Genomic DNA, 18,089 nt, shown 5'->3' with positions numbered 1-18,089 from the left:
GTCTGTTCATCGTCCTTGTCCATCGTAGGCGTGCCCGCCCCGGGGCGGTGGCACACGTCGGCCAGTCAGGTCGCGCTTGCCCTGTTCGCCTCGCGCGGCGGCTGCTCTTCGTCGGCCAGGAGGGCCAGGCCGGGGTAGAACTTCTGCCCGTTCGAACGGAGCATCTCATTGGGCGAGGCGACGCCGACCTCGGCCCGGATGCGCGTGGCGAACGCGCGGGTGGTCGCGGGACGCAGGCCCTCACCGTCGAGACACCAGGCACTGTAAGCGCGGTAGAGGGCTCCCTGCTCGACCTTGAGGTCACGAGGGTCGGGCAGATCCACCCCCGTGGTGCAGCATTCGGCGAGAAACCGCCCGATGTGGTCCTCGGTGGTGGCGTACGCCTGGGTGGCCGTCCGCACCACGCTCGGCCCGGTCAGCGCCGGCTTGGTGGCGAGATAGGCCTTCGCTCCCTGGATCATCCAGTGGAGGATGCCCGGGCCCTCCTCCTGGACGAGGGCCTCCGCCAGGTTGTCGATCTTGCGGTGGTCGGGGACGACCTTCTCGAAGGGGATCAGCCTGATCCGGCGCCAGAAGGCATGGCCGCCGGTGCCGACCTCCGGACGGTGGTTGCCCAGCAGCCACAGCTTGTGCGTCGGCTCGAAGCTGAAGAAGTCCTGCCGCATGCGGCGGGCCTTCAGCCGGTCGCCGCCCGTCAGGAGTTTGACGCGGGCTTCGTCGAACTTGTCGTGCGGCTTGAGCTCGCTGCACACGAACAGGCGCCGGCCGTGCAGCTCCGTGAGCTCGGTGGAGTGCTCGTTGAACTTGCCGCGTTCCATCAGGAAGCCCGGCGGGGCCACGTCCGCGTAATCGCCGAGGATCTTGATGACGACGTCCAGGAGGGCCGACTTGCCGTTGGCGCCGACGCCGTAGAGGAAGGGCAGGACCTGCCCGCCGACGTCACCGGTGATGGAGTAGCCGAGCAGGAGATGAAGAAAGTTGATCATCTCCTTGCCCTTGTCGTCGTCGCCGAACGTCTGGTTCAGGAACAGGTGGAACCGGGGCGTCGGCATGGCCTCGGGCGCCAGGTGCGTGGCGCGCGAGTGGAGGTCCCGCGTGGGGTCGGGCTTGTGCAGGTCGCCCGTACGCAGGTCCACGACTCCGGCCGGGGTGCACAGGGCGTACTTGTCGCCGTCCAGGGTGTCCGGGTCCAGGGCGAGCTCGGGCGAGGCCTTCGCCTGGGTGAGCATGGCCTTCACGCCCGAGGTGGACATGGCGCGTTTGCGGTGGTTGGCCAGCTCCCGGTCGGTGAAGTGGCCGCGCGGGTCGTGGGTGGGCAGGTCCTCCGCCATGTCACCGGCCGCCCAGATCGCGGCCTTCTCCCCGCCGGTGCGCTTCCACCGGTACTCGTCCCACACGTACCAGCCCAGTCCCTCCACGTGCCGGAACCGGTCGTGGTGGAGGTGGGCGAACAGCTTGGCGTTGCCCCGGTCGGTGAGGTTCTGCAGCAGACCGGACCCGATGAAGTCGCCGGCTCCGGTGGCGGCCGCCGCCGGAGCTCCGCTCTGCTGGGCGGGCAGCCGCCGACCGGGCGGCGCGGCGGTCTCGGTGGTGAACGCGGCGAGCTGTTCGGCCGCGGCCTGGGCGTTGAACCCCGTGCTTCCGGCGTTGCTCATGGGCGTTCCTTGGGGTGGATCGGTCGATCGCTTCCGGCTCGGAGTCCTGCTTCGACGATGAGGACGTTGCGGCGCGGCTGGTGGGGCCGTGCGCGGTCCGCTGCTTCCAGGAGCAACTGCCTGCCCTCCGAGGCCGCGAGGTGCCCGGCGGCGACGAGCCCCCCGGCCGTGAAGGCAGCCCGATTGAGCTTCTCGCTGAAGGCGGTCCCCTCAGGACTGGCCCCGCAGGCCCGCACTTCGTCCAGCAGGGGCCCGAGCACGCGCTGCCCGGCCCCGCGGGGCCTGTGACCCCGCGGACGCGCCACAGAAGCCCCCACAGAAGCCCCCACGGCCGCCACAGGGCCCGCTCCGACACTGTGCCCGGTACGGGTGAGCTCGGCGGTCAGCCACAACGGCAGGGCCGCGGGCACCCGGGCCCCGGGCAGCGCCTCGTACACGCCCGCGTCCGTGCGCGTCGCCGGCGCCACGATGTAGCCCCCGACGGCCCGGACATCGACCTGCCAGGCGAGCGCCACCTTGGAACTCGAGCCGCTGGAACACCGGAACGCCGGGCCGCCGCGGGGCGCCCGGTACCAGACGTGCATGCCTCCGGACGGCGTGCGGACGCGCAGCGTCGACGTGTCCTCGCAGGGGTTGGGCCGGGAACGGTACGCGGCCAGGAGCGCCAAGGTGTCGAATCCGCTCTGCAGTCCGGTCAGGTCGACGCGGTCGTCGATGGGGATGCCCGGCAGCAGCCGCTGCCGGTCGGGCAGGGCCGCCGGGTGGGCGTCGACGTCGATCACCACCAGTCCCGCAGGACCGCAGGACACCCCGATGCCGAACCCGGGCTCCGTCCGCCACCACTGGCGCACCGTACGAAGGTCCGTGGTGGCCGCGTGGAAACCGTGGCACCAACGGCCTTGCGCGGGGCACGGGCACTCCTGCGGGGAGTGCCGGTGCCCCCGGCAGTCGGGGCAGTTCGGGGCCGGCGTCTTGGTCCCCGGGGCCAGAGGGTGCACCGGGTAGCCGCGCGAGGCCATCCAGGTCGCCACGTCCAGCGCCGTCCCGCCGCCGACACATCGTGGCGGATCCTCGGAATAGACGGGCACTGGCTCTTCCTTGACGCACGGTTAGGGACGGTTCGTCCGATCCCTGGCCCTGCATCTCAGGGACCAGAGGGACTGAAGATTCACTATCTCGGAGACTACCCCAGAGCCCCCGGCCACCCGCGCTCGATATCCGCTGTATCGAGACTTGAGTCCCTTCAGTCCCTCAGTCCTTGAGGTTCTACCCGGTCCCGTCCCCAAAGCGTCTCTCTTCCGTCCCCGTGCACGGCCGGGCGTGTCGCGCCCTCCCTTCTCCCCCGCCCCTGGAGAGAGGTAGTCACCGCCCACCCCTCTTGCCCCATATATACCGATATGCCCCCAGGTATTGAAGCCCCAGACCCTCGTTCAGTCCCTCCTCGTTCAGTCCCTCCGCAAACATGCAGGTCAAAGGTGGTGTGAGTCTCATAGCAGGGACTGAAGGGACTCAGAATCACTACTTCCAGTCCTCATGCGTGTGCATGTATGCGCGCGCATATAAGAAGCCTGGTAGTGCATATGTGGCTCATAACTGCGAAGTTGAGTCCCTTCAGTCCCTCAGTCCCTGACCGCACCCGCCTGACCTGCAGGTTTATGCAGTGACTGAAGCGACAGGGACCGAAGGGTCCGAGCCGTCCTTCAGCCCCTGTCGGGGGAGGGAGCACCGAGGGAGGGCCTCCGGCCCCTCTCCACCCCCAGGGACTGAACACGACAGGGACCGAACCCCGATTCCGCCCCCGCAAGCGCCCGACGACCCTCAGTCCCTCCCCGACGGCGCCCCGATGGCGTTCCGCCTCACCGGAGCGCCATGAGCTCCCGATACCAGTCCGCCGCCTCGTCAAGGCGCGCCAGCGGCCCCGGCCCGGGCGGGCAGTCGGGGCGCATCGTCGCCCCACTCGCCCCGGCGTCGGAAGCACCCCATCCCCCGTGTGAAAACCCCGGGGTCCGGCCATGTAGGACGGCGGCTGTCCTACATGGAGGACATGCTTCCGATAGGACTTCTCCAGGGAGGCTGCGCGCCCCTGAGGAGCTCCGCCCTTCCGTTCGCCCTCTCCTTCCAGGAGCCCCGTATGAAGCCTCCCGCCATCTCCCCGTGCCTCGGCGTGCCCGACACCCAGGCGGCCGTCGACTTCTACGAGAAGCTCGGCTTCACCGCCCTGCCCGCCGGCAACGACCCGGACGACGACCTGCGCATCCTGCTCTTCGGCGGCGAGTTCGCGCTGATGGTCTACCGGGACGAGCACCTGCGTGGCTGGCTGCCCGTGCTGAAGGACACCCCGGTCGGCGCGTTCGGCATGTTCTACCTGGCCGTGGACGACTTCGACACGTACGTCGAGCGCATCCGCCCCCTGGTCACCGTCCAGAAGGACGTCATGGAGCACCAGGGCCAGAAGCTCTTCTACTTCACCGATCCCCACGGCTACGTCATCGCCGTCACCCAGAAGCAGACTTGGTGACCACAGTGACGCAGAACCCCGACACCACCGACACCACCGCCGCAGGCGCCGTCGTGAAATGCGCGGCCTTCTGGGGACACGACGGCAAGGCGCTCGCCGACTTCTACGCCGCCGCCCTGGGCTGGAAGGTCACCCAGACGTACGGCGACACCGCCGCCATGATCAGCGATGGCACCACCAGCTACGTCTTCTACACCGCCGAGTCCTTCAAAGCGCCGAACTGGCCCGCGGACGAGCTCGTCTTCCACCTCGACCTCACCTTCACCGACATGGAGGCCGCCGAGCGGCGCCTGCTCGGCCGCGGCGCCACCAAGCCCGCCCACCAGCCAGGCGGCAAGCACTGGACCGTACTGCTCGACCCCTCCGGCCAGCCCTTCTGCATCAGCGCCGCCCGCAAGCGCGGGTGACGCCATGACTCCCGAGGACATCGAGGAGCTCGCCCTCTCCTTGCCCGAGGTGACGTACGAGGAGCCGTACGGCCCCCACCGCCCCGTCTACAAGGTCGGCGGCAGCATCTTCGCCATGCTCGCGGCAGCGACCCCGACCCGCCCCAACCAGGTGACCGTCAAGTGCGAACCCCACCTCGCCCTGCACCTGTGCGAGCAGCACGCGGCGGTACGCCCGTGGTACCAGGGCCGCCGATGGCACTGGATCACCGTCGGCCTGGACGACGGCACGGTGCCCGACGAAGACCTCACCGACATGCTCCACCACGCCTGGGACTGCGTGGTGACCGGCCTGCCCGCCGCCACCCGCGACCGCCTGCGCAACCTCCGCCCCGAACAGCGACGCGACGGAGCCCGTCCCCACACATGAGCTGAGGCCCCGTGGAGCCCTGCCCTCAGACGGTGCCCACGGCCACAGCCGTCCCGGCCGGTTCGGGTGACGGCGATGCGCTGGTGTAGTCGCGCAGCCGGACGGGGGTGGCGCGGGTGTTCTCGGGCGCCTGGGCAGCCAGCATGTCCAAGACCTCCTGGGTGGGGGCGGGCATGAAGAACCGCTCTGCCCCCTCCCGGCCCAGAGCCTGGTGCTCCGTCACGTAGCCCCGCATCCCTTGCTCGTACGCCGCGAATGCCGTGGTGTGGTCGCCGCCGGCCGCGGCGAGTTCACCGGCCAGGATGTAGGCGCCGATCAGGGCCTGCGAGGTGCCGCGGCCCGAGGTCGGACCGGCGCAGTAGCCGGCGTCGCCGAGCAGGACGACCCGCCCCTTGGCCCACGTATCCATCCGGACCTGGGCGTTGGCGTCGAAGAAGAAGTCGTCTGCCCCCGCCATTTCCCGGAGCAGGCGCGGGATCTCCCAGCCGTCGGCCGCGAAGTGTTCGGCGATGATGCCTTGCTGTACGGCGCGGTCGTGGCGGTCGTAGGCCAGGTGCTCGGCGGCGATGTGGAAGGCGGCGCGGGCCTCGGTGTTGCCGCGGGCCGTGAAGATGTTGGCCGCCCTGCCGGGGGCGGTGTAGAGGCGGCCGGTGTTCTTCAGGCCGAGGTAGTTGTCCAGGCTGAAGATGGCGGTGTAGATGCCGAGGTGGCGCACGAACTGCTCCTCGGGGCCGAACGCGAGCGCCCGGGTCCGCGAGTGCAGGCCGTCGGCGCCGACGACCAGGTCGAAGCGGCGCGGAGCACCCCGTTCGAAGGTCACCTCGACGCCGTGCGCGTCCTCGGCCAGGCCCGCGATGGAGTCCCCGAACACGTACTCGACGTCACCGCGGGTGGCCTCGTACAGCATCTTCGTCAGATCGCCCTTGAGGACCTCCAGATCCCCCGCGAAGATCACGGCCGGCAGGGTCGCGTACGAGTGGCCCTCGGCGTCCACCATGGCGGCGTCGCCCATCTCGGTGTCCAGCTCACGGATCTGCTCCAGCAGACCCATCCGGTCCAGCACGTCCAGGGCTTCACCCCGGAAGTCCACCGCGTAGCCGCCCTCGCGCACCGCTTCGGCACGCTCCACCACCGTGGGGACGAAACCGTGGCGGCGCAGCCAGTAGGCGAGCGCCGGCCCGGCCACGCTGGCGCCGGAGATCAGTACGGTGCGGGCGGCGGTGGTGTTCTCGGTCATCTTGGTCCTCTCTCAGCTCGATGCGTACAACGTAACGACGCCACCCCCGCCAACTGAAGTGCAATGTTGATCCAACCACCCTAGTGCACTAACCTTGGCGCACTAGTACACCGAGGAGTGCATCATGTCCGAGTTGCCGCCGTACGCGAGGATCGCCGCCGACCTGCGGCGACGCATCGAGGCCGGTGAACTGCGGCCGGGCGACCACGTGCCCTCCACACGTGCCGTCACCCAGCGCTGGGGGGTCGCCATGGCCACGGCGACCAAGGCGCTGGCCGTCCTGCGGCAGGAGGGTCTGGTCCGGCCGGTGCCCGGGGTGGGGACCGTGGTCTGCGCCGTCCCCCGTGCGCCGCGGACACCCCCGGGGGGCCGACGGGCGGACGAGCCGTCGCAAGAGACCACCGCACGCCGGCGCCTCGTACGGGCAGGAATCGCCATCGCCGACGCGGAAGGGGTCACCGGACTCACCATGCGCCGACTGGCCGCCGAACTCGGCACCTCCGCCATGTCGCTGTACCGCCACGTCCAGAACCGGAACCAGCTCCTGGCACTGATGGTCGACGCGGCCTACGCACAGGCACAGCTGCCCACCCCGCCCCCACAGGACTGGCGGTCGTGCCTGGAGCTTTCCGCCCGCGCCCAATGGCAGCTCTACCAGAAGCATCCCTGGCTGGCGGCCACGATGAACCTCGCCCGCCCCCTGCTCGCACCGAACGGCATGCGCCACATCGAATGGGCCCTGGCAGCCCTGGAAGGCACCGGCCTCGACCCTGACCTCCGCATGCACGCGGCGGTCTCCCTCTTCGCCTTCGTCAGGGGCTGCGCGGTCGACCTCGCGGCAGAACAGGAGGCCCGTCACGCCAGCGGTGTCACCGGCGACCAGTGGATGCAGGTCCAGGAGGCCAAGATGGCCGAGCTGCTCTCGGACGGCACCTTCCCGGCCTTCACCGCCGCCCGCACCGACCCCGGCCTGTCCCTGTCCGGCGAATCCCTGTTCAACTTCGGCCTCGCCCGCCACCTCGACGGCTTGGCCTCCCTGATCGCCACCCCGCGCTGAGCACGGCTATGAGCGGTGGGTCTTCTTGCAGCAGCGCCGAAAGACTGACAGGGCCATGTCGGTAGGTCATCCGCCATCCCCTGACTCAGGCAAAACGTAACGACGTACAGAAGATCGGTGTGCGCAGATTCTCCGGAGCGTAGTGACGGTCGCGGCGGCAGCTGCCGCTCCGGAGCCGACGACGGGCTGCTGCCAGGGCTCCTGCTCCCCTTGAACACAGTCGCCGGTACTCCACTGAGGCGCCCCGCGATCGCGCTCGCCGACGCCATCCTCGCCACCCCCGCCCGCCGTCACCCCTGGCATGGTGCGCCCGACCTGGCGGCCTGCTCGATCCTCGCGCAATAGGCTGCACGGGCTTCCTCGTCGAGCTGCTGCTCGAGTTCGGCGCGCAACCCGGTCCGGCCGTCGAGGCCTTCACGCAGGATGTCGGCGTGCCCGGCATGCCGGACGGACTCGCTGAGAACATGGACCATGATGGCGAACAGATTGGTGTTGGGATAAGGCTCCGGCCACCACGGCACGTGGCCGGGGGCGTCGAGGGGAAGCTCCTTGATCGTCGCGTCCGAGTGTTCCCACGTGCGCCGGTAGAACCCGATGATCTGATCGCGGGTCTCGTCCTCGGTCGCCCACAGATCACTGCCGTCGTACTCCTGCCACCGGGGCAGCGGTTCCGGGAAAGGGCGGTCGAAGACCTCGCCCAAGTACCTGGCCTCCACGGTGGCCACGTGTTTGACCAGGCCGAGGAGGTTGGTCCCGGTCACTGTCAAAGGCCGCCGGGCATCGTATTCGGACACACCGTCGAGCTTCCAGAGCAGCGCCTCGCGGTCCCGCCGCAATCTCCCGTGCAGGTTGCCCTTCGCGAATTCCTCGATCATGCGGCACGAGCCTGCCATGGGTTGCCGGCGGTCTCAAGATCCCCTACCTGGTCCCGCACCGCGCGGCTGTGCAGCGGCTGGCAGGCGGGGGCTGGACCCGGTACTCGGGGGAGTTTGGCGATGTATGTCACGGTAAGTGACGGCACGCGAGGGAGAGGTGAAGGACTCTCGCCTCGAGACCGGCGGCATCTGGCGTTGGGGCTCACCCCGATCGGATCGGGCAGCTCGGCTCTTGGCTGGCTGGCTGACGGCGCTGTGCCTGCCGGCCCGTCCGCTCGGACCGGATTCTGACTTGCCGGTCTGTAGACCGGCTGCCCGCCCGCAGAGACGGCGGGCAGGTAGCAGCCACGGCGCCGATCGTGTACCCGCCCGGGGGTGATTGCCGGGTAATTGGTCCGCGTGAGCTCCGCTCCTCAGGTTCTGGATCTCTGAGGGGCCCGGGGCGGCGTTGTACGACCCGCGCACCGGCCCGCCGGAACGGCACCCACGCCCACAGCGACCACGACCTGGTCGCCTTCCGGAGCCCACCCACGCGACAGCCGGGCCATCAGCCTGCCAACAGGCAGCGGTCTCCGCTCGGAACGAGCAGAAGGGGTCCGTCAGCAAGCTGACGGACGTTAGTCGACCGCCGGACCGCGGGGTTGCTGCATCGGCGGCGTCATTCGGCGACGTTCGCACAGATGACGAAGAAGTTACCCTGAGCCGCGCCTAGGCCGCCCTCGTGGGTCACCCCGACAACCCATTCCGTCGGATCAATCTGGTGTGGGTAGGAATAGACCAGACGGAGGTTGTCGACGTCTCCGCCACCAGCCTGCACGCCACCACTAAGGGGCCGCTTACCCGCGGGGCAGAAGATAGCATCGCTGTCAGTCTCGCCCGGAAGGAGACTGAAATCATCGCCTTGGACCACCTCGTAGCCGGTGATGCCGCCACGCGCGGGGGTCGTGGTCGAGGACGACGCACCCTGGTTGCACTGGGTGTTTTGCGGCGCGGTGAACTGGTTGCCCACACCTGACTGGACGGGTGTGCACAGTTGTTGCGTGAGGATGCCGCCGCCGAGGAGGCCGTCCAGGAGACCGTCGGCTTGGGCGTTGTGAGCTTGTGACACATTGATGACGAGCGCGCCCGCCGCCACTGTCAGAGCTGTGATCAACCGTCCTGCACGGTGCACGAAGTCTCCCTGATTCCGATCGCGTTCGGTCATGACAAGCAGGTGGAAACTAGCTGCATAAGGCCATGCCTTGGTGCGCGACATGCCGCCCGGCAACGCATACCGATTGGTTCACCCTGACAGATGCAGAAGATCCCACGTCCTGGCCCTTTAAATCGGTGATGGGCTTTAGGGACAGGTACTAACCTTGAGTTTTAACCCCGCACGTCACCCGGTAGCTCATCTTTGTGCAGGTCGGCGTCTGGGCCATCGACTGGTGGTGGGCAGGACTCAGGTCAGGAAAGCCTGCCCGCCGAGTGCTCGTCTCTCTGGTGTTCCGCAACCTCCCCTTGCCCGGGTGCCAGCCTGCTGAGGGCGGTAGCCAGAGCCTGGGATTGGCCGGGCGTGATCCCGAGGGCGAGCGGTACCTGGCGGGGGCTGTACGGGGAGGAACACACGGCGATCGGGTTGTCGCCGGCCGGGGCCCACCGGGGTCCGGTTGCCAGGTCTTGTTTCCCCAGCAGGATCGCGGCCAGATCGCTGGCAGCTTCCGCGCGGATCCCACAGTGGGACGGCGCGCGGGTAACGGTGTCACGCGCATCGCCGGGCATGTCGGCGTCGCCGAGCATGGGCAGCAGGAGTAGGAGGCGCTCGGATGGATCGGTCAAGCCCTCGCCGCCTTCCTGTGTGCTCGTAGCGAGAGTGAGGAGCTCCGTCCAGGACAAGCCGGGGCCGGCCTCGTCGGCGCCGCACTGGCCGAGATGGCCGAGGCGCCCCCACCTGGGATGGCGGATGAAGAAGTCGACGTTGTTCTCGTTCTCCCAGTTGGCATAGACGGCATAGACCGTATGCCCACCGTCGAAGCAGACCCGCAAGGCAGGCCAGGGCTGCTCGGGGTCACCGAGGCGATCCACCATTTCGTCGTAAGCCGACGAGTCCACACCGTACGGCTCGGATGGATCGCCGGGATCGCCCATCGTCAACAGGACATGAGCGAGCCAGAATGCGGGATCTCGCGCGAGGTCCTCACTCGCAACCAGCTCGCAGTCCTGCAGGTACTCCGGGATGTGTACGCCGATGCTTATGGGAGGAGGTTAGGGAACACCGGAGAGGCGACCGTGCGTGGGGCTGTGTTCCCAAAGCGGTGGGAAGGGCAGAGCAACCTCAAGTTGACGTACGAGGTTAAAACTCAAGCTAACTGTCAAGCAGCCCCAGCTCGCTGTCGGGCCTGCACAGCGGGCAAGCGATGACCGACGGCACGGTCCGCAGGAGCTCCAGTACCGACTCCCGGGTGGCCGCCCGGCCACGGCTGGTGATGGGGCAGGCGCCAGTGTGGACACGCTCGGGCCGGCGGGTGGCACCGATGCCGTACTCGATCCACCAGCGGGGAGGCTCCGGCGGCGGCCGCCGGCGTGCCTGCTCTGCATCCGCGGCCCGGACGACGGTGATTTTCTCGTCGACACGGGAGAGGGTGAGCTCCAGCCAGCGGCGTATGACCAGGAGCTGGTCCAGTCCCGGGGGCAAAGGCAGAAGAGGTTCCCGCATGGCGGCTACGCCGCCTCTGCTGCTTCGGGGGCTTCCGTGCGGCGGGCCTGCTGCTTCAGCTGCATGCGGCTCGCCACCATGATGTCGGTGGGAACGCTCTTCCAGTGGGGGTGGCCAACGACGTCGATCGACAGCTGACGGCTCTCAGAAGCCGATCCCAGTCGCTGGAGATCGCCGGGTTCGTCGACCTCGCCGAGGTGGACCCGATCTTCTTCGACAAGACCTACTACCTAGGCCCCCGCGGCAAGGAGTACGGGAAGGTCTACAGCCTGCTGGAGCAGGCCCTGGCCAAGACCGGAAAGGCAGGCATCGCCACCTTCGTGATGCGCCAGCACGAGTACCTGGTCGCCCTCAAGGCCGAGAACGGCCTCCTCGCGCTGCACACCCTGCACTGGGCGGACGAGATCCGGGATCCGAACAAGGAGATCGACACCCTGCCCGGAAAGACGAAGGCCTCGGACAAGGAGCTGAAGATGGCCGAGCAGCTCATCGGGGCCATGAGCATGCAATGGGATCCCGAGCAGTTCCACGACACGTTCCAGGAGAAGGTCGCGGCCCTCATCGAGGCCAAGAAGGCCGGCGAGACCGTGGAGAAGGCCGAGCCCCCCGCCGAGCCCACTGGGGCGGGGCTGTTTTGCGTTGTCGCGGTTCAGCTGTCCTGGCGGACCAGGGGTCAGAGACGCCGTGCAGGCGCGGCAGCTTCCGGCCGTCCGTGGGCTCGGCTACGCCGAACACGCCAGCTCCACACTGTGTGTCCCATGAGAGCCACGGCGACGACGCATGCTGCTACGCGAGTTACGGTCCAGGTTATAGCGAAAACCGGACCCTGCAAGTCCGCCTCTACGCTCAATCGCTGGGTCGCCTCGAAGAAGGCGATGAACGGAACAAGCAGACGGAACAGGAGGCCACCAACTCCGGGCGTTCGTGCTACGTTCCCCATAAGTCCCACAGGCGCACCAAACACCAAAGCCGCTATTCCCCACACAAGAATTTGCCCCTCGCTGGAGGCGCTAGATTCCAACTGCATTTCAGCCGGAATAGAGGTGGCGGGTTCCATTCCGACCGGAACGGTGGGATTCATGTCCTTGAAAAGGTAATATGCGACGACGCCGATGGTCAATCCGAAAGATGCCAGCAATGCCGACTCGATTTTGGATCGGCGGAAATAGCCCACCAGCAATGCATAGCAGGCCCACGGCCAGCCACTAGAAAAAACAATACTCGCGGCGACGCAAATGGGGTTATCCCATTTGCCGGCAACGGGGCCCACCAGGCCAAGTAGCAAACCCGTTCCGAGAGACACAGTGATCGGCACAACGCGAGCACGTGTAAAGCGTGTGATTGTACTTCCCCCGTTCAGTGGGTGAGCCGAGTTAGAGGTGGCGCCACTCTGGGGCTGCGCGGGCGGCCGAGCAGGCCCAGAGTGGCTCACCAACCTACCGCACTTTCCGCGGAGTTACCGTTTGGTGCGGGCGATCAGAACCTAATCGACGCTGTAGTAGGTGGAGCAGGTGTAGGCGAGACCCGCAGTGAGGTTCGCGTTAGAGGTGTTGCCGGCTGCGGCCCAAACGCGACGCGTACTGCCCGCGAGCTTCACCGTGGACGAGTGCCCCTTCGTCTGGTGATAGTAATTCGAGTAGCAGTACTTATTGATTACCCCGGGGCTGACCTCTGTTGCGTACCAGCCGTAACACCAGGTGCCACCGCTGGACGGGCTGACGCATGTAGTCGACAGCGGGCTAAAAGAGCCCGCCGAAGCGTCCATCTTGAACGTCACCACACCCCATTCAGAGGGGTTGCCCAGCCCTGCAGGCGGCTGGGTACCGTCCCCACGGTGGTGGACGGTGACGGCGGCTCCGGAGGCGCTGGCGGTTGCAGACGCGTCCGCGGTGGCCGGCGTCGCGAGGCCTACAGCCGCAACGGCTGCGCCCGCGATGGCGAAAGCGACGGATCTACCGGCAATCTTCATGAAATTCCCTCCCCTGATTCCCCCTGTTGGGAACGGGAGAGATCCTTCACCGGTCCGAACCTGCCAGCAAAGGAAAATTGAACCCGTTGACTCAAAACCCCCTGACCGATTCGCGTACTATCGCCCGGATATTTCTGGATTCCTTATCGCCTACTCTAAGATGATTGGTCTCAAAAGGTTACCCAGTTCGATACTTCAGCCATCCATCGCCTTCAGTGCTGATCGATGGCCGAGACCTAACGTTCGACTTGACCTATGGCGCTGGCATGCCCACCCGTCCCGTTTGCGCGATCCCGGACGCAGACGACCGCCCCGCGGCGGATCGGCATTCCCCTCGTAGCGGGGGGGGGAGGGGCGTAACTGCATGGGAAGTGGGATCCCCGCCGAAGGCTGACCTGCATGGCAGGGCTGCCTCGAATGGCCATCCGCTCAATCTTCGGCGAGAAACGCTCAACCTTCACTGCGACAGGTCACTGTTTGGCCGGAACGGCGGGCGGTGTCTGCTCAGGCCGGGCCCGGGCGCGAGGTCTGTTCCGAGTGTGCTTTGGTGGAAGGGCGTGCTCGGTCGTGGGCTTCAGCTTCAAACAAGCTGGTGCCCGCACGGCCGCCGCCAGATTCTCGATCAGGTTAGTGAGGCCATGGACTCGGCGAGGAATGCCTGCTGAGCGCCACGCCGCGTGCGCGGGGAGCAGACGCAGACCATCTCCGTCCACGTCCCCCAAGCGGGACCATCCCCGCGTGCGCGGGGAGCAGCAGTTGTGAGCTTCACGTTTTCCCATCTCGGGTGGTTTGAGCGTCATGTAATTCCCCATCCCGACTTCTCCTAATTGGCCATGGGTACGACGGAGTTCGGGATCGAGGGACCTGGGTCATCGCGGAGGCGCGTGGGCGGCCCTGGGCCTGTGGTTCGGAAGGCCGATGGTCAGCCCGGATGGCAAGGAGAACGTTCGTCGTGGTCGACATCACCGAGATCTACGTCCACTGGTACGCGGGCCGCTCGAAGAGCCAGCTGGCAGCGTCACTGGGGGTGGACCGCAAGACGATCAGGAAGTACCTGGAGCCGGCGGAGGCGTCCGGGATCACGCCCGGCGGGCCGCCGATGCGGGAAGCCGACTGGGCCAAGCTGATCAAGAGCTGGTTTCCCGAACTCGCCGACCGGCGGCTGCGGCAGATCACCTGGCCCGACATCGACCAGCACCGCGACTACATCAAGAACCTGCTGGGGACGGTGACCGTCTCCACGATCCACCAGCGGCTCCGGGACGAGCACAAGCTGGACGTGTCGATCTCCTCGTTCCGCCGCTGGGTGCATGCCACGCTGCCCGACGAGACGACAAGGTCCCAGGTCACCGTCCTGCGTGATGACGTCGAGCCGGGCTCGGAGGCTCAGATCGACTACGGGCACCTGGGCCAGTGGACCAATCCGAAGACCGGCAAGCGGCACCGGATCTGGGCCTTCGTGATGGTGCTGCTGTGCTCCCGGCTCATGTTCGTCCGCCCGGTCCTCTACCTGCACCAGCCCGCCTGGACCGAAGCAAACGTCGCCGCCTTCCGCTACTTCGGGGGTGTCCCGCGCCGGCTGGTGCCGGACAACCTGCGGACCGGCGTCGACAATCCCGATCTCTACGACCCGAAGATCAACAAGGCGTATACCGAGCTCGCCTCCCACTACGGGGCACTGGTCGATCCGGCCCGCGTGGCCCGGCCCAAGGACAAGCCGCGGGTCGAGCGGCCGATGCCCTACATCCGTGACTCGTTCTGGCGGGGTCGGGAGTTCACCTCGATCGAGCACATGCAGGCCGAGGCTGTGACCTGGAGCCAGAAGGTGGCCGGCCGCCGGCAGTGCCGGCCGTTGCATGGAGCCGCCCCGATGACGGTGTTCGAGGCCGTCGAAGCCGAGACCCTGCTGCCGCTGCCGCCCACTCCGTTCGTGTTGGCCCGTTGGTCGACGGCGGTGGTCGGGCCGGACATCCACATCAAGGTCGGCCGCACCCTCTACTCGGTTTCCTGGAAACTGATCGGCCGCCGGGTCGATGTCCGCTCGACCGCCACGATGGTGCAGGTCTTCCTCGACGGCGTCCTGGTCAAGACCCACGTGGCACTCGAGCAGGGCAAACGCACCGACAGGAGCGACTACCCGCCGGAGAAGATCGCCTTCCAGATGCGCACGCCGATCTGGTGCCGGACCCAGGCATCGAGGTCGGGGACGCCTGCCGGACCGTCGTCGACCAGCTGCTGGAGGTCAACGCGCTCTGCCGGCTCCGCGCCGCCCAGGGAATCCTCGGCCTGAAGAAGAAGTACGGCGACGCGAGGCTGGAGGCCGCCTGCGCCAGGGCTATCACGGTCGGAGATCCGTCCTACCGCACCATCAAGGGCATCCTGATCGCCGGCACCGAGACCGACCCGGAGCCCGAATCCAGCGGGGACGCGGGCGCCGCGGCATTCCTTCACGGGCCCCAGCGGCGTTTCGCCTCCGTCGCCCCGTCCGAGACGGCGGATGAGCTCCTTGACGACCAGGTCCACGGCGAAGTTGAGGGAAGCATCTGATGAGCGTGATGGATTCTGCTCTGCGTGAGTCGCTGAAGTCGCTGCGTCTCTCGGGGATGCTGGAAACCCTCGATGCCCGCCTGGCCCAGGCCCACGGCGGCGAGCTCGGGCATCTGGACTTCCTGCAGGTCCTCTGCCAGGCCGAGATCACCCGCCGCGAGACCGTCGCTTTCCAACGGCGCCTGACCCGGGCGAAGTTCGAGCAGCAGGTCACCCTGGAGGAGTTCGACTTCACCGCCTCCTCGAAACTTCCCGCCGCCCAGATCCGCGACCTCGGAGCCCTGCGCTGGCTTCATTCGGGCGAGTCGGTCATCCTCTTCGGCCCGGTCGGGGTCGGAAAGACACACGTCGTCCAGGCCCTCGGCCACCTCGCAGTCCGCCAGGGCGCCCACGTCCGGTTCGCCAAGACCAGCCGGATCCTTGCGGACCTCGCCGGCGGCCACGCGGACCGCACCTGGGACAAGCGGATCCGTGAACTGGTACGGCCCGACGTGCTCATCCTCGACGACTTCGCCATGCGCCAGCTCGAAGCGTCCCAGGCCGATGACCTCTATGAACTGGTCAGCGAACGGCAGGGACGGTCTCTGATCATCACCAGCAACCGGGCGCCCAGCGACTGGTATCCCCTCTTCCCGAACCCGGTCGTCGCCGAGTCGCTGCTGGACCGGCTGATCAACACCAGCCACCAGGTGATCATGAACGGTCCCAGCTACCGGCCCAACAAGCGCCCCAAGAACCCCACCGACAAGCCCGACAAGCCCCCGGTCCGTTAACGCCCAGCCCAGTCCACGTTCCATTCCCGCGGCAGGTCCTCGTCACAGAAGACGCAGACGAAGTCCTCCTCCCGAACTATGTTCAGCTGACTGCAGGAGGGACAGCGCCGGAACATCACCTCATGGGTGAAGCCGGAAGTGTGCTCGATCCCGGCTGCGTCCAGAGCCTTCGCGACGGCCGGCCATGAGCTGATATCCGGGCAGAATCCGGTCGACTGGTTACTCACCTCGGCGACCACCCACTGCCCGGACTCCTCGCGGAAGCTCATCTCCCCGGCGCCCAGAACAGGGCCACCGCCAGCGCACACCACGTGCTCGCTCCGGCGCGGCGCGAGCCGCAGCACACCCGCCAAGTCGATGACGAACGTGAAAGGCTCGGCCAGCTCCACCGCCGCCAGAGACGAAGCCCAGTCGGCGAAGTCCGCCGCCGAGTGGATGCGTCGGCCCTCAGCCTCCGGCCGGACAAGGGCCCGCAGATCAGGCGGTCCCACATACCGATAGCTCCACCCCAGCAAGTTCACGCAGGCCAACCTGACGCCCGCCCGAGGTCAGGGCCTGGGGAATTACGTGAACTTACCCCTGGGGAATAACGAGAACGTTCACAGGCGGCGGCTGCGGCCGACTCGGTCCAGGTCCGGAGGGACGCTGGTGTCCACAGTCCACTTCGGAGCCGGACTGGTCGTAGACGGTGGCCTCAGGACGCGGTCGGGGAGCGGTCACAGTGCCCGCTCCCCGAAACCGTCTAAACGATGTGCCGTCCAAGACTAGGTGTATTGACCCGCAGTGTTGTTGATTCGGCTGATGGGTGGGTGTCCGTCGAGTGCGGTGTGGCAGCGGTGGTGGTTGTAGGTGTGGAGGAAGTCTGCCAGGGCTGCTGTTCGCTCGTCGTTTGCGGTGTACGGCCGCTGGTAGGCCCATTCCTCGAGCAGGGTGCGGTTGAAGCGTTCGACCGTGCCGTTGGTTTGCGGCCGGTAGGGCCGGATCTTCTTGTGGGCGATTCCGGCCGCGGCCAGGGTGCGGGTGAACAGTTTGGGTTTGTAGCAGGAGCCGTTGTCGGTCAGGACCCGCTCGACGGTGACGTCGTGCGCGGTGAAGAAGGCTTGCGCCCGGTGCCAGAACGCGATCGCGGTCTGCTGGCGTTCGTCGGTGAGGACCTCGCTGTAGGCCAGGCGGGAGTGGTCGTCGACGGCGGAGTGGATGTAGGAGTAGCCGATCACCGGTGTGCTGCTTTTGCGCTGGTCGGTGGTGGCCTGGTGGTTGCGGTCGCCGGCGGTCCGGCCCAGCACCCGCCAGCCGCCGCCGTCGGGGATGTTGCCGAGCTTCTTGATGTCGACGTGGACCAGCTCGCCGGGCCGGGAACGTTCGTAGCGGCGGATGATCCTGCCGGTAGGCCGGTCGAGGAAGGCCAGCTTGTTCAGGCCGTGCCGGGCCAGGATGCGGTGGACGGTCGAGGTGGGCAGGCCCGGGATCGGTCCGATCCGGGCAGGTCCCAGCTTGCGGCCGGTCCGCAGCCGGCAGACCTGGGCCTCGACCGCCGCGGGCGTGCGGTGCGGGGTGGTGTGTGGCCGGCTGGAGCGGTCGTGGAGTCCGGTCTCGCCCTCGGCCCGCCAGCGGCGGACCCACTTGTGGGCGGTGGGCCGGGATATGCCCATCTCGGCCGCCACGTGTGCGACAGGTCGTCCGGCCAGGACGCGTTCGACCAGGATCCGCCTGCCGTGAACGGTCAGCCGGGCATTACGGTGGGACACGAAGACCTCCGTGTGTGGTGTGGAGCCTAGACACCTCCACCACACCGGAGGTCTTCGCCATGATCAAGACCCAGTCGGCGTTAACAACGCTCGTGATCAATACAGCTTGGCTGTGTCTTGCGGGTTATGCCGGGCTTGGAGGGGTTTGGGCGGGATCTGCCCAGTGTGGTACGCGTTCGGCTAGAAGGATCCGGTTCCG

At 67.5% G+C, this 18,089-nt stretch carries 16 protein-coding genes and 1 pseudogene; 7 read left to right on the top strand and 10 right to left on the bottom strand.

Annotated elements, in window-relative coordinates:
• Nucleotides 1-65: 65 nt before the first annotated feature.
• Both ACZ6I1_RS29725 and ACZ6I1_RS29720 read right to left on the bottom strand, forming a co-directional pair.
• On the bottom strand, nucleotides 66-1,655 hold the full coding sequence (locus ACZ6I1_RS29725; RefSeq protein WP_469291986.1) for a DNA primase family protein: 1,590 nt from the start codon (nucleotides 1,653-1,655) through the stop codon (nucleotides 66-68).
• Nucleotides 1,652-2,743, bottom strand: a complete 1,092-nt coding sequence (locus tag ACZ6I1_RS29720) for a bifunctional DNA primase/polymerase (protein WP_469291985.1) — start codon at nucleotides 2,741-2,743, stop codon at nucleotides 1,652-1,654. Before ACZ6I1_RS29720 ends, ACZ6I1_RS29725 begins: the two co-directional genes overlap by 4 nt.
• A 1,043-nt stretch (nucleotides 2,744-3,786) precedes the next feature.
• Between ACZ6I1_RS29720 and ACZ6I1_RS29715 the strand changes: the two genes are divergently transcribed.
• The 3 genes from ACZ6I1_RS29715 to ACZ6I1_RS29705 are packed head-to-tail and all read left to right on the top strand — an operon-like array spanning nucleotide 3,787 to nucleotide 4,989.
• On the top strand, nucleotides 3,787-4,173 hold the full coding sequence (locus ACZ6I1_RS29715) for a VOC family protein (protein WP_469291984.1): 387 nt from the start codon (nucleotides 3,787-3,789) through the stop codon (nucleotides 4,171-4,173).
• Nucleotides 4,170-4,580: a VOC family protein gene (locus ACZ6I1_RS29710; protein ID WP_469291983.1), complete on the top strand. Its 411-nt coding sequence runs from the start codon at nucleotides 4,170-4,172 to the stop codon at nucleotides 4,578-4,580. The genes ACZ6I1_RS29715 and ACZ6I1_RS29710 overlap by 4 nt, the downstream gene beginning before the upstream one ends.
• 4 nt (nucleotides 4,581-4,584) lie before the next feature.
• Complete coding sequence (locus ACZ6I1_RS29705; protein ID WP_469291982.1) at nucleotides 4,585-4,989, top strand: MmcQ/YjbR family DNA-binding protein; 405 nt, start codon at nucleotides 4,585-4,587, stop codon at nucleotides 4,987-4,989.
• 25 nt (nucleotides 4,990-5,014) lie between these two features.
• Here the strand turns inward: ACZ6I1_RS29705 and ACZ6I1_RS29700 are convergent, their stop codons facing one another.
• A complete protein-coding gene (locus tag ACZ6I1_RS29700; protein WP_469291981.1) occupies nucleotides 5,015-6,226 on the bottom strand; it encodes an FAD-dependent monooxygenase in 1,212 nt (403 codons plus the stop codon).
• Between the two features lie 124 nt (nucleotides 6,227-6,350).
• Here ACZ6I1_RS29700 and ACZ6I1_RS29695 point away from each other — a divergent pair, with 124 nt between their 5' ends.
• Nucleotides 6,351-7,283 (top strand): TetR/AcrR family transcriptional regulator C-terminal domain-containing protein, encoded by a 933-nt coding sequence (locus ACZ6I1_RS29695; protein WP_469291980.1) that lies wholly within the window; start codon nucleotides 6,351-6,353, stop codon nucleotides 7,281-7,283.
• A 290-nt stretch (nucleotides 7,284-7,573) separates the two neighbouring features.
• Here the strand turns inward: ACZ6I1_RS29695 and ACZ6I1_RS29690 are convergent, their stop codons facing one another.
• The 4 genes from ACZ6I1_RS29690 to ACZ6I1_RS29675 all read right to left on the bottom strand — a co-directional run bounded on the left by ACZ6I1_RS29690 (nucleotide 7,574) and on the right by ACZ6I1_RS29675 (nucleotide 10,853).
• A complete protein-coding gene (locus tag ACZ6I1_RS29690) occupies nucleotides 7,574-8,158 on the bottom strand; it encodes a DinB family protein (protein ID WP_469291979.1) in 585 nt (194 codons plus the stop codon).
• A gap of 658 nt (nucleotides 8,159-8,816) precedes the next feature.
• Entirely contained in the window at nucleotides 8,817-9,362 is a 546-nt protein-coding gene (locus tag ACZ6I1_RS29685) for a hypothetical protein (protein ID WP_469291978.1), read from the bottom strand.
• 242 nt (nucleotides 9,363-9,604) lie between these two features.
• A complete protein-coding gene (locus ACZ6I1_RS29680; protein ID WP_469291977.1) occupies nucleotides 9,605-10,285 on the bottom strand; it encodes a hypothetical protein in 681 nt (226 codons plus the stop codon).
• Between the two features lie 217 nt (nucleotides 10,286-10,502).
• A complete protein-coding gene (locus tag ACZ6I1_RS29675; RefSeq protein WP_469291976.1) occupies nucleotides 10,503-10,853 on the bottom strand; it encodes a DUF6233 domain-containing protein in 351 nt (116 codons plus the stop codon).
• Nucleotides 10,854-10,963: 110 nt separating this feature from the next.
• Here ACZ6I1_RS29675 and ku point away from each other — a divergent pair, with 110 nt between their 5' ends.
• Entirely contained in the window at nucleotides 10,964-11,950 is a 987-nt protein-coding gene (ku, locus tag ACZ6I1_RS29670; RefSeq protein ID WP_469291975.1) for a non-homologous end joining protein Ku, read from the top strand.
• A 386-nt stretch (nucleotides 11,951-12,336) separates the two neighbouring features.
• Here ku and ACZ6I1_RS29665 read toward each other — a convergent pair whose 3' ends face one another.
• Complete coding sequence (locus ACZ6I1_RS29665) at nucleotides 12,337-12,822, bottom strand: lactococcin 972 family bacteriocin (RefSeq protein ID WP_469291974.1); 486 nt, start codon at nucleotides 12,820-12,822, stop codon at nucleotides 12,337-12,339.
• 952 nt (nucleotides 12,823-13,774) lie between these two features.
• Here ACZ6I1_RS29665 and istA point away from each other — a divergent pair.
• Together istA and istB are read left to right on the top strand one after the other, a co-directional pair.
• Nucleotides 13,775-15,369: pseudogene (istA, locus tag ACZ6I1_RS29660) on the top strand (IS21 family transposase).
• Nucleotides 15,369-16,142, top strand: a complete 774-nt coding sequence (gene istB / locus ACZ6I1_RS29655) for an IS21-like element helper ATPase IstB (RefSeq protein ID WP_469291973.1) — start codon at nucleotides 15,369-15,371, stop codon at nucleotides 16,140-16,142. Before istA ends, istB begins: the two are co-directional and overlap by 1 nt.
• On the opposite strand, the gene ACZ6I1_RS29650 is transcribed toward istB, so the two are convergent.
• Together ACZ6I1_RS29650 and ACZ6I1_RS29645 are read right to left on the bottom strand one after the other, a co-directional pair.
• Nucleotides 16,139-16,663 (bottom strand): hypothetical protein, encoded by a 525-nt coding sequence (locus ACZ6I1_RS29650; RefSeq protein ID WP_469291972.1) that lies wholly within the window; start codon nucleotides 16,661-16,663, stop codon nucleotides 16,139-16,141. The genes istB and ACZ6I1_RS29650 overlap by 4 nt on opposite strands.
• Nucleotides 16,664-16,906: 243 nt before the next feature.
• Entirely contained in the window at nucleotides 16,907-17,890 is a 984-nt protein-coding gene (locus tag ACZ6I1_RS29645; RefSeq protein WP_469291971.1) for an IS481 family transposase, read from the bottom strand.
• Nucleotides 17,891-18,089: the final 199 nt, after the last annotated feature.

The sequence above is a fragment of the Streptomyces sp. NPDC046303 genome (genome assembly GCF_055588085.1).
The sequence above is the reverse complement of the archived record's forward strand: the minus strand, read 5'-3'. Positions and strand labels throughout refer to the sequence as shown.